The following is a 14,419-nucleotide window of genomic DNA, read 5'->3' on the forward strand; positions in this document are numbered from 1 at the left end:
TTGACCCATTTTAGAGCCAATTCCATTCACTGTCAACTGCTAGCCGCAGGGACAATGTGTCAAAACTTGTAAAGCCAACGCGATGTAGGCCAGTCAGGCTTTTAAGCCTCACGCCCTGAGGTCAAAATGGACTGGATGGTATCGGCCACAACTTCAACTTGTTTTCTGGAAACTTCCCGGTGCAGAACTGCCCGGAATATTCCCGGATCTGTCATGAGAATCTTGATGGATTTTGCTTCCAATTTGTTTAGAAATTCGTCCCAGCTTATTTCCGGATGATTGAGTTTAAAGAATATAATATTGGTTTTTACATCTTCCGGGTTCAGTTCAATGCTGTCTATAACGGATAATTGCTTAGCAAGGAAACCAGCATTTGAATGATCGTCTTTCAGCCGTTTTGTCAAATTTTCCAGGGCTATCAATCCAGCTGCGGCAAGATGTCCTGCCTGTCTCATTCCCCCTCCTGCCATTTTTCTTGTTTTTCTGGCTCGTTGGATAAAATCCCTGCTGCCACAGACCACAGAGCCAACTGGAGCAGAAAGACCCTTGGAAAGGCAGAACATGACGGAATCTGCATGTTTGCTCAGGACCTCAGCCTCAACCTCCAGCGCTACCGCGGCATTGAATAACCTTGCTCCATCTACATGAATTCTGAGCCCGTGTTTTGCGGCCAAAGTGCCTACACTTTCCATATATTCAGGGCTGAGGGGTGAGCCCTGGCAGAAATTATGGGTGTTCTCAAGGCATATCAACCGGCTTGGGGGGTTATGGATATCCTGGTGTCTTACAGCACTCTCTATCAATTGCAAGGGCAGGGTGCCATCCGTATTGTTGGGAAGGATTCTGGGATGAACTCCGCCCAGGGCAGATATACCTCCCACTTCGTGAAGGAAGATATGGCTTCTGTCTCCCAGTATCACTTCATCCCCTCGCTGGCAATGGCTGAGTACGCTGATAAGGTTTCCCATGGTACCACTGGGAACAAATAGAGCCGATTCCTTACCCGTTTTCTCAGCTGAGAGAATTTCAAGTTTTTTAATGGTGGGGTCTTCTTCGAATACATCATCCCCAACCTCGGCTTTGGCCATGGCTTCACGCATAGCTGGAGTGGGCTGGGTCAGTGTATCGCTTCTTAGATCAATCGTGTTCATTTTCTTCCTTTGAAAGTGAGGTCTTTTCCATGCGGTTTCGTTTAACCCGGTAGTAGGCCAAGGAAATGAAAAAGACCGGAACCACAAACCCGCTCAATAGCAAACCGGTTATTTTTTCTGGAGGATAATCCAGAGCCAGCAGTCCCTGGTACATCAGTTGTGCCAGAAAGGCAACAATAGCACAGGTTATGAATAAATAGCCGATTCGTTTGGACCCTTTGGGACCGGGAAATACAATCGAATAGGCGATAAAGTTCAAACCCAGGAAAAGGATTCCGTTTAAAAACATGAGATAAATAATCTGGTTCTGGGCCTGTGTCAGCAAAGGATTTTAAAATAAAAGATTCAACGAGTCATTAACTTCAAAATGCATTCGACTCTTAGTAAATTTGTTTAAGTTCTCTTTTGCAGAATAGCTCATAGAATGCTTTAAAACCAAGCAAATTCACAGAATAAAGCTAACAAATTCCTAACAAAATTTGTATCTCCCCCTAACATTAAATTATTAATCTATGCTCGTATTATGAAGCAAAAGTACTACTTAATTGAGGAAGAGATGAAGAGGAAATTACTATCAATAGGACTATTATGTACGTCGATGCTGTTTATTGGAATTTTTGAAGCATCAGCCATGTCGGAACAGGAACTAAGAATCAGGGCCCTGGAAGAAAAGCTGGAGGCACTGTATCCAAAGTCAGCAGATGGTAAATCTTTTAGTGCTCATGGAATGAAGAAACAGGGAACCAAGAACCCCTTTTATTATAAAAAAGGTTTTCATTTTGAATCTGAAGACGGTTTATTTTCCACTAACTTACAGTGGAGAGCTCAAATGCGGTTTGGCAACCCAGGTGATGGTGACCCGATAACCACAGCTGACTTTAGGACTGACCCTAAAACCAGCAACTTTGAGTTGCGGCGGGTTCGTATGAAAATCGGCGGGCATGGTTACAAGCCATGGGTGAAATATTATTTTGAAATAGATTTGCAACCATCCAGAACTTACACCGCTTCTTCTGCCAACGCTTCATCACGAGTCATTGACTGGAGACTCGATGTCCAGCCCTGGGAGGAGTTTGGATTTCGTGTGGGTCAATGGAAAATCAATTACAACAGAGAGCGCGTTGACTCATCCGGAAGGCAGCAATTTGTAGAACGTTCAATTGTTAACAGTATTTTTACAATAGATCGTCAGGTGGGTATTATGGCCAAAGGTCGATTGTTCAAGAAAACCCATGCAGATTTGAGATATTACGTTGGTATCTTTAACGGTGAAGGCCGTGCTGTTGACAATGCCAATGAGCAGATGATGAAAATGGCCCGTCTCCAATGGAACTTTTTGGGTAGGGATCTGAAATGGAGACAGTCAGACGTTAAACGGCATAAGAAGCCCACCGCGCAACTTGCAGGTGGCTGGGCGTCTACCAAGACTCCCTGTACCAGGTGGTCATCCTCCGGTTGTGGAAACCTGGGCGGATTTACGGATGAAGCTAGTGCAAATGGATCACAATTTGATATTGAGCAATGGGTTGCTGAATTTGCGATGAAGTATCAGGGCTTATCAATCCAGTCGGAATACCACTGGAAGACTATTGAAGATAGTGAAGCTCAAACAACTCACGACCTTAAAGGTGCCTATGCGCAAGTGGGTTACTTTTTCAATGAAATCATGCCAGCAGTTCCTGAAGAGTTCGAAATGGCTTTCAGGTACGCATTTGTGGACGAGCCAGACTCAAATGTCACGACTCTAACGAGTAACAGAGAAGAATATACTGTAGCCGCAAATTATTTTATAGCCGGTCATAACAATAAAATCACTGCGGACTATTCTTATCTGACTCTGAACGATGCTTCGGATACTTTATTCTCTAAAGAAAACCGTGTGCGAGTGCAGTGGGATATTTCCTTTTAATGATGGTCTAAGGGTGAAGGGGACGCAGAAATAAACAAAGGTTGCAAATGGATCTAAAATTGAAATTTTGAATGTTGGTTTCGTATTCAATCTCCTAGAAGGATTGAGTGCCCAAATACCGTTAACCCGGATCTTCAAGCTGGGTAACGGTTTTTTTACTTATATCTAGACTGACTTTAACTGTTTTATCTCACTGAAATCTAATAGTAAGAAATTAAATTTTCCAAGGAGAAATAAATATATTTTTCTGCATAAAACAATTATTTGAATGAACTTATTGACAGTCGATTTTTAATCTTTATTATTAATTGGTATTTATATTTGGCTGTTAAACCAAGTTGTATCCAGTTTCACCATGTTGTGTTGTATCGAGTCCCATTTCTTCACCTTCCTCATCTACTCTGAATCCTATTACTTTTTCAATGATTAAAACTAGTACATAAGTGATTATAAAAGAGTATGCTCCTGCGGCGACAATGCCTATTAGTTGGATCCATACTTGGTTTAAATTTCCAGTTAAAAGTCCTGTACCTCCTATGGTTACAAAAAGGCCAGTTGCAAGAGCACCCCATGCCCCACCAACTGCATGGATACCCAAGACATCTAGGGAGTCGTCATATCCAACTTTGATTTTTACAATTACAGCATAGTAGCAAATGATTCCTGCAAATAAACCGATCACTATTGCCCATAGGGGTTCTACATATCCTGCTGCAGGTGTAATTGCAACAAGACCAGCAACGACTCCCGATGCTGCACCCAGAGCACTAGCTTTTCTTACTTTGATAAACTCTGCAAGCAACCAGCCAATCAGTCCTGCTCCAGCAGATACTTGTGTGTTGGTAAATGCTAATACTGCTAACTCATTAGCTGCGAGTGCACTACCAGCGTTAAAACCAAACCAACCAAACCACAATAATCCAGCACCAAGGAGTGTAAGCGGTAGGCTATGTGGGATCATGAGTTTTCCAGGAAAACCTTTACGCTTTTTTAGTACTAATGATGCAGCAAGTGCTGCTGTTCCAGAAGAGATATGAACAACTGTACCACCAGCAAAATCCAAAGCTCCCAAATCACCCAACCAGCCATTGCCCCAGACCCAGTGGCAAATGGGATCATAAACAATGGTTGACCAAATAAAAATAAAGATAATATATGCTTTAAAGTCAATTCTTTCAGCTATTCCACCACTAATTAGGGCTGTAGTTATAATGGCAAACATTAATTGAAATGTGCTGAATAAAAACTCCGGTATGGTTCCCGATAGAGTTTTAAAATCAAATCCAGTGAAAAATACTTTGCTCATATCTCCGATAAAATTTCCGATATCGTTACCAAAGGCTAATGAATAACCAAAAAAAACCCATTGTATGGTTATGACCCCAAGCGGTACAAAGCTGTGCATTAGTGTGCTGAGTACATTTTTTCGACGCACCATACCTCCATAAAATAGCGCCAAGCCTGGTAGCATAAGCATAACCAGAGCAGAAGAAAACATTACCCAAACAGTGTCTGAATAGTTGATTTTGCTTGTTTCATCGGCAAAAGCGATAACAGGGAAGAAAATAAATAAACAGATCAGTATAATCCTGATTGACGAAACTCTGCTCTTCATAAAACCCGATCTCCTGAATTAAGTAAAGTGGAGGTAATGGATGGTAGCGACCTTAGATTGAGGAGTATCAATTCTCATACCATCTATAAATTTATGTTTATGATTTGTAACAAACAACCATATTTATTTTAAAAACAGTTGCTTATAAATGCTTATTGTTTTAGATAGAGTTATGCGAGGTGTTTTTGATCAAAAGTATTGTTTAATGAAAAAGCATAGGCATATAAAAATTGCTATAAAATGCACCACTTTTTTGAGTATCACAATATGGACTATTGCTTACGATCTGTAATTACGTCAATAATATGACTAGGTAGGAAGAATATTTCCTAAAAATATTTCTGGAGTGACTCTGAAAAATATTTAAAAAGTTTTTATATACAAAGACTTATATGTTTTTGGTGCGTTTTTCTCATTTTTGGCATATAAGTTGCTTTTATATGCAAAAGTTAGTAAGTATCAGAATTTTAATGTTTAACTCTTTTGGCGAAAAAGGGCAGGAGAACGACCTATGGCAGAAGATGAAGACCTACTAGAAGAGCTTGAAGCTGCAGATGCTAAAGGTGGGAAAAAGCCCATTGGTAAGATCATCGGCATTATAGTTGGTTTGGCTCTGTTGGGCGGCGGAGGATATTATGCTTACACCAATTTTTTTCAAGAAAAACCAGCCGAAGAAAAGCCCGCTGAAGGTGAGAAAGCCAAAGCGGAAGAGCCCGTTAAGGAAGACGTCAACCTGGGTGTTATGTTTCCGATGGACCCATTTGTAGTCAATTTAGCCGGTAGTGAAGGCAAGCGTTTTCTAAAAGTTACCATTTCTCTGGAATTGAGCACCCCGGAAGTTCATTTGGAACTTAAGGAAAATGCTCAGAAAATCACAGATTCCATCTTGGTATTACTCAGCAGCAAGGCTTTTGAGGATGTCTATTCGGTTCAGGGCAAGTTTAAGTTAAAAGATGAGATAACTACTCGTGTAAATCGATTTTTGGTGGTGGGGCATGTAAAGGACGCTTATTTTACCGAATTTATAATTCAGTGATAAAATATATAGATAAATTAAACGGCATAAATTATGAGTGAGGTTTTATCACAGGGCGAAGTCGATGCCTTATTAAGAGGTGTCGGTGATGGTGAGATTGATACTGAAACCGATGAGGCACCGGAAGAGGTTTCAGGTATAGTTCCATACGACCTCACCAGTCAGGAAAAAATCATTCGCGGTCGCCTACCGACTCTGGATATTATCAACCAGATGTTTTCCAGGTTATTTCGGAATACGTTTTCCACTATGATGCGTAAGTCGGTTGATGTTAGTGCTGTTTCGACTGATACGATCAAGTTTGGTGACTTTTTAAGATCTCTTCCCGTTCCTTCCAGTTTGCATATTTTCAGGATGGAGCCTTTGCGCGGACATGGCCTTATAGTTGTCGAAAGCAAACTGGTCTTTGCGGTGGTCGATACTTTTTTTGGTGGATCTGGAGTTAAGGAAGCCAAGATAACAGGCCGGGATTTCAGCGCGATTGAAATCAGGATGACCAAAAGTGTTGTTCTAAGTGCTTTGGAAGACTTGGAAAAAGCCTGGCGACCTGTACATGCTGTAACCACAAACTTTGTTCGTTCAGAAGTCAACCCGCAGTTTGCTGCGATCGTACCCCCCACTGATATCGTTCTGGTTATACTCTTTGAAATTGAAATGGAAGACATTTCAGGAACATTGACGATTTGTATTCCATATGCGGCGATCGAACCGGTCATTCCCAAGCTTAAAGCCCAGTTCCAATCTGAAGAGATGGAAGTTGATCAGGTTTGGGTACGCAGACTTCGTACAGAACTTTTAACCACTGAAGTGGAGCTAATAACTGAATTGGGTTCAACTGTAATCACTCCAGAAGAACTTATGAGGTTTAAGGTTGGCGACACACTCATGCTTGGTAATGATGTGACCGATCCTTTAACTTTAAAAGTAGAACAGAATCCAAAGTTTAAAGGTTTCCCTGGTGTTTCGAGGGGAAATAAAGCGATACAAATAACTGAAATAATCGAAAGGGAAGGATAAGATTATGGAAGATGAAACCGCAAAAGAGAATTTTGAAGAACTCGAAGATCTTGATGATATTGATGCGGCAGCTGAAGAGGATGATGAATTAGAAGATGCAGGGGAGACTGCTCCCCCAGGTGAAACCAAAAGTTTGGATCTCATCCTTGATATTCCTCTTACCGTAACTGTGGAATTAGGACGGAGTAAAATGCTGATCAACGATCTCCTGCAATTGGGACAGGGATCAGTGATTGAACTGGCCAAACTGGTGGGTGAGCCTCTGGAAGTTCTGGTCAATCAGAAACTGGTTGCCCGTGGTGAAGTAGTGGTGGTCAACGAAAAATTTGGTGTAAGGCTGACTGATATTGTTTCTCCCATGGAACGCGTTCAATCCTTGTCATAAAACCAGCCGCATTGATTTCTGGCGGCTGGTTTATTTGCCCCATCCTCTGCATAATGTTTTACCCTGCCCATAACAAGCCCTGGTAGTCCCTCAACCTGTTTCAAAAAAAACTGAAAAATATAATTACTTTGTTCCGTTTAGGTACAACCCTTGCAATTTCATGCTTTAAGACATGAAACTGTCGGTTTTTTGACTGAATATAAAATATGCAAGGGTGCTGAAAATGAAACATGTTTTTAAAATTCAATTTTTGGTTGGAGTCTTTATTTTACTTTTCGCTTCTCTGGCTGGAGCAACCGGGAAATGGAGCTCACTCAACCTGTTGAAAAATGTAAAAACCAGTGAAGTGGACGATGGGTTCATTATCAGGCTCGAATTTGAAAAGCCTGTCGAACAATATATCGATCCGGTTTTTTTTGATAAGTCTGTTCAAGTCGATTTTCCCCTTGCCTATATAAAACCTGCTAAAAAATATTTTCCTGCTGAAAGTTTTGCGCTGACTAAAGTTTTTGCGGCTCAATATGACGCTGAAACGTTGAGAGTACGATTTCTTAAAAAAGATGGTTTGGATATTCGGGATTCCTTCAAACTCGCAAGCCAGGGAAGGTTTGTGATTGTCCGCCTGGACCATTTGGCAAACTCATCTACTTCGGAGGCCAGCCAAAGAACAGTAGAAGTTAAAGACAATAGTCTGATGAGTGATGATGAGCTTTCACGGTTTCTGGCCCAGGCATCTGAAAAAATTCAGGCTAAGGGTAGAAAAAATGTTACTGAATCTTCAGAAAAGAAAAAAATAGAATCAATCCCCCAACCTAAAAAGACCAATAATGTAAAAAATATTACCAGTGTTGAAGTGAACAGGGCTGGAATGGGTGTGGAGCCTATAGTTGAAAGGATTAGAAAAGCAGCTTTACCCGATTCTCAAGCAGAAAAAGTAGTTAATGAAAAAAATGTAGAAGGAACACCGGCTTCTAAAAAGAAACCTAAAAAGTTCTCTTTAAAAGATTCTCGTCCCACAGGAAAGCCCATTGAACTGGTTCCTTCAGGCATGAAAATGTTTTCCATGCTTGCTCTGGTTCTTGGTCTGATATTTCTTCTTTTTTTTGGGTTTAAAAAATTCGTGTTGAAAAACACTGTTTTTGGAGGTGGTGAAAAACTAGTGAACGTTTTGGGCAGTGGTTTTCTGGGGCCCAAAAAAAATATTGTACTGGTAGAGGTGGCTGGTGAAGTGCTGGTTCTTGGAATGTCGCAAGACCATATAGCTTTGCTCACGAGTATTACCGATGCGGAAAAGATTGAAGAAATCAAGAGTGCAGGAGAAAAAGGTGGTAGTGGATTGAACTGGAATCAGATAACCCGCACAAATGATAAGCCTGTTGCACAAACAGGAAAGGCCACAGAGAAGTTTTCAAATTATATGAAACAGTTTTCCGGATCTGAAAAGGGCAAAAAAGAAAAGTCTGTAGCTGATGTGAAAGAGCAGATCAGACAGCAAATGGGAAGGTTTAAAACCGCGAGAGCATGAATATAAAAAGAATAGGTCTATTCATATTTTTCATTTTAATTATAGGGGTTGTCCCTGCTGATGCAATACCTCTGCCTTCTCTTCAATTGGGCATGGAGGAAGCGGATGACCCGGAAAAAGTTTCCAGTGCTTTGCAGATTTTGTTCCTGCTCACTATTTTGACGCTGGCCCCATCTATTCTGATCATGACCACTTCTTTTGCAAGAATCATTATTGTCCTGTCTTTTCTAAGGCAGGCGATGGGTACCCAGCAAACTCCTCCAACACAAGTGCTCATCGGGTTGGGTCTGTTTTTGACACTTTTTGTAATGGGGCCAACATGGAGTGAAATTAATCAAAAAGCATTGCAACCCTATTTGAATGAAGAAATATCCCAGACCGATGCTTTAAAGATGGCCGAAGCCCCGCTGAAATCATTTATGTTGGAACAAACCCGGGATAAAGATCTCTCGCTATTTGTAAGCCTTGGGGACGGGCAACAACCAGGAGATAGTGAGGTGGAGATGCAATCCTTAATTCCAGCTTTCATCATAAGCGAGCTAAAAACGGCATTCCAAATTGGTTTTTTGATTTATATACCTTTTTTGATCCTGGATATGGTTGTGGCCAGCATTCTTTTATCAATGGGTATGATGATGCTGCCTCCCGTACTAATTTCCTTGCCGTTCAAGTTGATGCTGTTTGTGATGGTGGACGGGTGGCATCTCATAGTAGGTTCACTGATTAGAAGTTTTGGAGGTTAGAGGCAAATGACCCAGGCATTTATTATTGATTTTGCAATGGAGAGTATTAAAACCACTTTACTTTTATCAGCTCCCATGTTGGGTTTTGGTTTGGTAACGGGTCTTGCTGTCTCTATTTTTCAGGCGGTCACTTCAATTCAGGAATTGACGTTAACCTTTATTCCCAAAATTCTGGCGGTTTTTTTATCTGTCCTTCTGTTTTTCCCATGGTTGATGCAGTTAATGATCACTTTTACCTCCAAAGTTCTCGCAAACTTTCCTGAATACATTCAATAATGGATATATTCAACCTCAATTATGCCGAGTTTGAAAGGTTTCTCTTTGTATTCTTCCGGGTAGGGGCCCTTATACTTTTTGTTCCAGTATTGGGGAGTCGTCAAATTCCCCGGGTATTGAAAGTAGGATTCATCTTCTTTATAGCGATTGTTACTTTTCCACTGGTCAAGAATCAACCATTGCCTGAACCGCGAGGGGTGTTCGAGCTGGCAGTTTTCCTGTCGATGGATGTGACCATTGGTCTTGCTATTGCCTATATTGCTCGTCTGATTTTTGCGGCGGTACAGGTTGCAGGAACAGTTGTGGATTTTCAAATGGGTTTTGGCGTTGTAAATGTTATTGACCCGCAAACAGAAGCGCAGGTATCAGTCACTGCCCAATTCCATAACATTCTGGCAGTCTTGATATTTCTTGCAACCGATGCGCACCATTTCATCATCCAGGCTATTGTTGAAAGTTTTTTCATTATCAACCCTGCCGAGATCAATTTTGCGAGCATCACTCCTGAATATATGCTGCATCTTTTTACTGGAACATTTACCACTGCTGTGAAAATTGCTGCTCCCATCATGGCGATTCTTTTCTTTCTCAGCGTCGGGTTGGGTCTGGTTGCCAGAACGGTACCTCAAATGAACGTGTTCATTGTTGGTTTCCCCTTACAAATTGGTGTTGGACTTTTAATGGTTGGATTGTCGATGTCTTTTTTCAGCATTCTGGTTCAAAACCAAATGTATGAGCTGCCCGTTAAATTCATAGGCTTTCTTAGAGGGTTATAATCCTGAAAGGACAAGATGGCTGAAGACAATAAAGACCAAAAAACTGAGGAACCTACATCCAAGCGGATTACCGATACTGAGGAAAAGGGTAACTTTGCCCACAGTAGGGAAATTAACTCTTCATTCATCCTTCTGGCGGCTCTTCTTGGATTTATGATTATGGGAGAGCAAAGCACCAGGCAGGTAATGACTTCCTGGAACGGAATGTTTTCTGAGTCGTGGGCCCTGCAGTTGACTCCTCAGGAGTTGTACAAGGTGACTGTTAACTCCATGCAGGCTTTTTTGAAGATTATTGGTCCTTTTCTGATTCTTGTCATGCTGGCGGGCCTTTTGTCCAACATTGTTCAAATTGGTGGTTTGCGCTTTTCTTCACATCCATTAATTCCCAAATTTAACAAGCTAAACCCACTTACGGGATTTGGTCGAATTTTTTCTAAGAACTCTTTGATGGAGCTGTTCAAGTCCCTTTTCAAAGTTGGGATTATTTCAGTGATTTCCTATTTTGTCATCAAGTCACATTGGAAGGAAATTCCCCCTTTAATGGGCTTGGGTGTGGGGCAGATACTATCATTCATGGGTTTTGTTTCATTAAAAATTATTTTTAATGTTTTGTTGGTCATGATTTTTCTTTCCCTGATCGATTATGCGTTTCAAAAGTTTACTTACCTTGAAAACCTTCGCATGACCAAGCAGGAAGTTAAAGAAGAAAGAAAAGAAACAGACGGTAACCCGCAAATCAAGCAACGCATTCGAACAGTACAAATGGAAATGGCTCGAAAACGTATGATGGCAGCCGTTCCTGAAGCAGATGTAATAGTGACCAACCCGACTCATATTTCTGTTGCGATAAAATATGATATGGAAAATTTTGCGGCTCCCGTGGTCGTAGCCAAGGGTGTTGGACCAATAGCTATGAAAATCAGGGAAATTGCCAGGGAAAACGATATTCCTCTAGTGGAAGACAAGCCACTCGCTAGAGCCTTGAACAAAACTGTGGAAGTGGGACAGATGATCCCGGCCAGTCTTTATAAAGCCGTGGCTGAAATTCTGGCCTATGTTTACAAACTCAAACATTCTCATTAGGTATGAAGTTTGCAATATATTGATTTTTAAAGGAATCGGGCCAGATTCCTCTGTCCCAACAACAGGGAGGGAGTGGGCCTAACGCCTTTATTTAAATAGGTTTTCGGGGGCTTAGGGTTCCTGAATGGTGTCAAACTTTTGAAAGGTTAATGACTGAATCATGGCGCAGGCGGGTGTTGTAAAGTTTATTTCTCAAAGACCGCAGGAGATGATGGTAGCGGCAGGAATTGTCACTATTCTTGGAGTGATGGTGATGCCGATCCCAACAGTATTTTTGGATCTCCTGCTTTCATTCAGCATTACTTTTGCGTTGATTGTGCTCATGGTGGCGGTATTTATGCTTTCACCGCTTGAGTTTTCTGTATTTCCTTCACTTTTACTTATCATCACATTATTGAGGCTTTCTTTAAATATTGCATCTACCCGAATCATTCTCCTGAATGGCGACCGAGGAACAAGTGCGGCAGGGCAGGTGATCGAGTCTTTTGGTTCTTTTGTTGTCGGGGGTAATTATGTTGTCGGAACGGTCATCTTCATAATTTTAGTGATGATTAACTTTATTGTTATCACCAAAGGTTCAGTGCGTACTTCAGAAGTTGCTGCTCGTTTTACTTTGGATGCCATCCCCGGTAAACAGATGAGTATTGATGCAGATTTGAATGCAGGGCTGATTACTGAGCAGGAAGCACGCACACGAAGAAGAAACCTTGAGCGAGAAGCGGATTTTTACGGAAGCATGGATGGTGCGATTCGTTTTGTACGGGGAGATGCCATTGCGGGTATTCTGATTACTTTGGTCAATATCATCGGCGGTTTTGCTATTGGTGTTTTTCAGCAGGGTATGGAAGCCGGAGAAGCGGCTCAGGTTTATACGCTGCTAACCATAGGAGACGGTCTTGTTTCACAGCTTCCGGCACTGGTGGTTTCCACGGCAGCAGGCCTGGTCGTGACACGAGCTGTGTCGGACAAGAATCTCCCGGGCGAACTTTTAAAACAATTGCTGGACCAACCCTACGCATTTGTTATTGCTTCATGCATTCTGTTTTTCTTTGGCCTGATTCCAGGTCTGCCGCATTTCCCATTTATTTTAATGTCTATAGTGGCCGGGCTTATTGCATTTTATAAAATCCAGAATAATAAACAGGTTGAGCTGAAACAACTGCGTAAAAAAGAAGACGAGGCCAAAGTGCCGCTTCCAGAAAAAGTCGAGTCCATTCTTCCTCTTGATGTCATGGAACTGGAAGTGGGTTATGAACTGATTCCGCTCGTCGACGCTGATCGAAATGGCGAGCTTTTGGAAAGGATCAAATCTATTCGAAGGCAGTTTGCTTTGGAGATGGGTTTCATAGTTCCGCCTCTGCATATCAGGGATAATCTGCAATTAAAATCAAATGAATATGCAGTGCTTATAAAAGGTGTTGATGTAGCGCGTGGCTCAATCATGATGGGAAGAATTTTAGCTATGAACCCTGGAACGACTGACCGGGAAATTGATGGTATAAAAACGACTGAACCCACTTTTGGTTTGCCGGCTGTATGGGTGCCAAGTAATAAAAAACAAGAAGCGCAGGTGGCAGGTTATACCGTTGTCGATCCCGCTACAGTTATCACTACACATATTAAAGAAACGATTAAACGCCATGCTCATGAAATCATGGGTCGGCAGGAAACCCAGGCACTTCTTGACAAGTTTAAAGAAACCAATCCTAAGGTGGTTGAAGAACTCATTCCTAACATTCTGCCATTGGGTAAAGTTCAGAGAGTTCTTCAAAATCTTCTCCGCGAACAGATTTCCATTCGCGATCTTAGAACGATTCTGGAAAGTCTATCCGATTATGCTTCGTTGAGCCAGGATCCGGATGTGTTGACAGAGTATGTTCGCCAAGGATTGGCCAGGCCCATAACAAAGCAGTATCAGTCAAATGATGGAACACTTTCAGTCATGACATTGGACAGAAGCATTGAAGATGCTATTGAGGGTTCCATACAAAGGACTGAAACGGGTTCATTTCTGGCGCTGGAACCGAATGTTGCTGAACGATTTTTAGCTCGCCTGAAAGCGATGATCGAAACAATTACTCCGAATATAGAAACATCTCCGGTCCTGCTGGCTTCTCCGGGATTGAGAATGCATATCCGGAAATTCACGGAACGTTTTTTACCGGATTTGGTTATCATTTCGCACAGTGAAGTAGCACCTTCGGTGCAGATTAAAAACCTGGGAATTGTGGATTTAAATGCGAATTAAAAAATTTACAGCTAGCAACTATGCAATTGCGCTAAAGCAGGTAAAGCAGGAGTTGGGAGAAGATGCCCTTATTTTAAGTACCCGCTCTATCAAACCTCCTACGCCAATTGCGGGAAGAAGAGAAGCGACGCGTGTAGAAATCACTGCTGCTGTTGAATATTCCTCTCCTGTTTTAGAGCCTTCGGTTCAAGTCTCTGACGAACAGGATAAAAAGCCTTTACCGGAAAAAGGTGATGAGGAATTGAAATCGCTGATTTTCAACTTGTTAAGCCAGACGGATCAGGCACGATCTTTAGGGCTTCAATCGCATCAGTTTGATACCTATTCACATTTGATTGAGAATGGCCTGGATAATAAATTGGCATCAAAAATTCTTCAAAAAACACTTGAGCAGAATCCGCAACCTGCTGATGGCTGTGGAAAAGAACCTGTAATGAGCTTAATGAAAAAGGTTGTTCCCTGTAAAGGAGAGATTGACCTCAGTGGCTATGGGCCTAAAAAGGTTGCGTTTGTTGGGCCTACAGGAGTGGGTAAAACCACTACGATTGCTAAAATAGCGGCAGAGTATGCGCTTCGTCGAGGACTCAATGTAGCTCTGATATCTCTAGACACATACAGATTGGGGGCGATTGACCAACTCAAAATTTATGGTGAG

General features: G+C 41.8%; 14 protein-coding genes. 11 read left to right on the forward strand and 3 right to left on the reverse strand.

Annotated elements, in window-relative coordinates:
- Positions 1–101: 101 nt before the first annotated feature.
- Both ltaE and F3741_04665 read right to left on the reverse strand, forming a co-directional pair.
- Positions 102–1,151, reverse strand: a complete 1,050-nt coding sequence (gene ltaE / locus F3741_04660) for a low-specificity L-threonine aldolase (GenBank protein MZG30093.1) — start codon at positions 1,149–1,151, stop codon at positions 102–104.
- Positions 1,138–1,476 carry a hypothetical protein gene (locus F3741_04665; protein ID MZG30094.1) on the reverse strand — a complete coding sequence of 113 codons (339 nt, stop codon included), beginning with the start codon at positions 1,474–1,476 and terminating at the stop codon, positions 1,138–1,140. Before F3741_04665 ends, ltaE begins: the two co-directional genes overlap by 14 nt.
- A 198-nt stretch (positions 1,477–1,674) precedes the next feature.
- On the opposite strand from F3741_04665, the gene F3741_04670 reads away from it, so the two are divergent.
- The gene (locus F3741_04670) at positions 1,675–3,060 is read left to right on the forward strand and encodes a porin (GenBank protein ID MZG30095.1); all 1,386 of its coding nucleotides are present in this window, start codon (positions 1,675–1,677) and stop codon (positions 3,058–3,060) included.
- A 328-nt stretch (positions 3,061–3,388) separates the two neighbouring features.
- Here the strand turns inward: F3741_04670 and F3741_04675 are convergent, their stop codons facing one another.
- Positions 3,389–4,675, reverse strand: coding sequence for an ammonium transporter (locus F3741_04675; GenBank protein ID MZG30096.1), 1,287 nt, complete (start codon positions 4,673–4,675; stop codon positions 3,389–3,391).
- A gap of 511 nt (positions 4,676–5,186) precedes the next feature.
- On the opposite strand from F3741_04675, the gene F3741_04680 reads away from it, so the two are divergent.
- The 10 genes from F3741_04680 to F3741_04725 all read left to right on the forward strand — a co-directional run.
- The gene (locus F3741_04680) at positions 5,187–5,711 is read left to right on the forward strand and encodes a hypothetical protein (protein ID MZG30097.1); all 525 of its coding nucleotides are present in this window, start codon (positions 5,187–5,189) and stop codon (positions 5,709–5,711) included.
- A gap of 33 nt (positions 5,712–5,744) precedes the next feature.
- Entirely contained in the window at positions 5,745–6,728 is a 984-nt protein-coding gene (fliM, locus tag F3741_04685) for a flagellar motor switch protein FliM (protein MZG30098.1), read from the forward strand.
- 4 nt (positions 6,729–6,732) lie between these two features.
- Positions 6,733–7,113: a flagellar motor switch protein FliN gene (gene fliN, locus F3741_04690; GenBank protein ID MZG30099.1), complete on the forward strand. Its 381-nt coding sequence runs from the start codon at positions 6,733–6,735 to the stop codon at positions 7,111–7,113.
- A gap of 223 nt (positions 7,114–7,336) precedes the next feature.
- On the forward strand, positions 7,337–8,638 hold the full coding sequence (locus F3741_04695) for a hypothetical protein (protein ID MZG30100.1): 1,302 nt from the start codon (positions 7,337–7,339) through the stop codon (positions 8,636–8,638).
- Positions 8,635–9,381, forward strand: coding sequence for a flagellar type III secretion system pore protein FliP (fliP, locus tag F3741_04700; protein ID MZG30101.1), 747 nt, complete (start codon positions 8,635–8,637; stop codon positions 9,379–9,381). Before F3741_04695 ends, fliP begins: the two co-directional genes overlap by 4 nt.
- Before the next feature lie 6 nt (positions 9,382–9,387).
- Positions 9,388–9,657 carry a flagellar biosynthesis protein FliQ gene (fliQ, locus tag F3741_04705; GenBank protein MZG30102.1) on the forward strand — a complete coding sequence of 90 codons (270 nt, stop codon included), beginning with the start codon at positions 9,388–9,390 and terminating at the stop codon, positions 9,655–9,657.
- The gene (gene fliR, locus F3741_04710; GenBank protein ID MZG30103.1) at positions 9,657–10,433 is read left to right on the forward strand and encodes a flagellar biosynthetic protein FliR; all 777 of its coding nucleotides are present in this window, start codon (positions 9,657–9,659) and stop codon (positions 10,431–10,433) included. Before fliQ ends, fliR begins: the two co-directional genes overlap by 1 nt.
- A 15-nt stretch (positions 10,434–10,448) precedes the next feature.
- Entirely contained in the window at positions 10,449–11,516 is a 1,068-nt protein-coding gene (flhB, locus tag F3741_04715; GenBank protein MZG30104.1) for a flagellar biosynthesis protein FlhB, read from the forward strand.
- 157 nt (positions 11,517–11,673) lie between these two features.
- On the forward strand, positions 11,674–13,764 hold the full coding sequence (flhA, locus tag F3741_04720; protein MZG30105.1) for a flagellar biosynthesis protein FlhA: 2,091 nt from the start codon (positions 11,674–11,676) through the stop codon (positions 13,762–13,764).
- On the forward strand, positions 13,754–14,419 hold a 666-nt coding region (locus tag F3741_04725), incomplete at its 3' end, for a flagellar biosynthesis protein FlhF (protein ID MZG30106.1). The genes flhA and F3741_04725, both read left to right, overlap by 11 nt.

The sequence above is a fragment of the Nitrospinota bacterium genome, assembly GCA_009873635.1.
Classification (GTDB): Bacteria; Nitrospinota; Nitrospinia; order Nitrospinales; family VA-1; genus LS-NOB.

What these genes read in the sequence shown, in the direction of transcription:
- ltaE (MZG30093.1), bottom strand. Translation starts at nt 1,151, where the DNA reads ATGAACACGATTGATCTAAGAAGCGATACACTGACCCAGCCCACTCCA.
- F3741_04670 (MZG30095.1), top strand. Translation starts at nt 1,675, where the DNA reads ATGAAGCAAAAGTACTACTTAATTGAGGAAGAGATGAAGAGGAAATTA.
- F3741_04675 (MZG30096.1), bottom strand. Translation starts at nt 4,675, where the DNA reads ATGAAGAGCAGAGTTTCGTCAATCAGGATTATACTGATCTGTTTATTT.
- F3741_04680 (MZG30097.1), top strand. Translation starts at nt 5,187, where the DNA reads ATGGCAGAAGATGAAGACCTACTAGAAGAGCTTGAAGCTGCAGATGCT.
- fliM (MZG30098.1), top strand. Translation starts at nt 5,745, where the DNA reads ATGAGTGAGGTTTTATCACAGGGCGAAGTCGATGCCTTATTAAGAGGT.
- fliN (MZG30099.1), top strand. Translation starts at nt 6,733, where the DNA reads ATGGAAGATGAAACCGCAAAAGAGAATTTTGAAGAACTCGAAGATCTT.
- F3741_04695 (MZG30100.1), top strand. Translation starts at nt 7,337, where the DNA reads ATGAAACATGTTTTTAAAATTCAATTTTTGGTTGGAGTCTTTATTTTA.
- fliP (MZG30101.1), top strand. Translation starts at nt 8,635, where the DNA reads ATGAATATAAAAAGAATAGGTCTATTCATATTTTTCATTTTAATTATA.
- fliQ (MZG30102.1), top strand. Translation starts at nt 9,388, where the DNA reads ATGACCCAGGCATTTATTATTGATTTTGCAATGGAGAGTATTAAAACC.
- fliR (MZG30103.1), top strand. Translation starts at nt 9,657, where the DNA reads ATGGATATATTCAACCTCAATTATGCCGAGTTTGAAAGGTTTCTCTTT.
- flhB (MZG30104.1), top strand. Translation starts at nt 10,449, where the DNA reads ATGGCTGAAGACAATAAAGACCAAAAAACTGAGGAACCTACATCCAAG.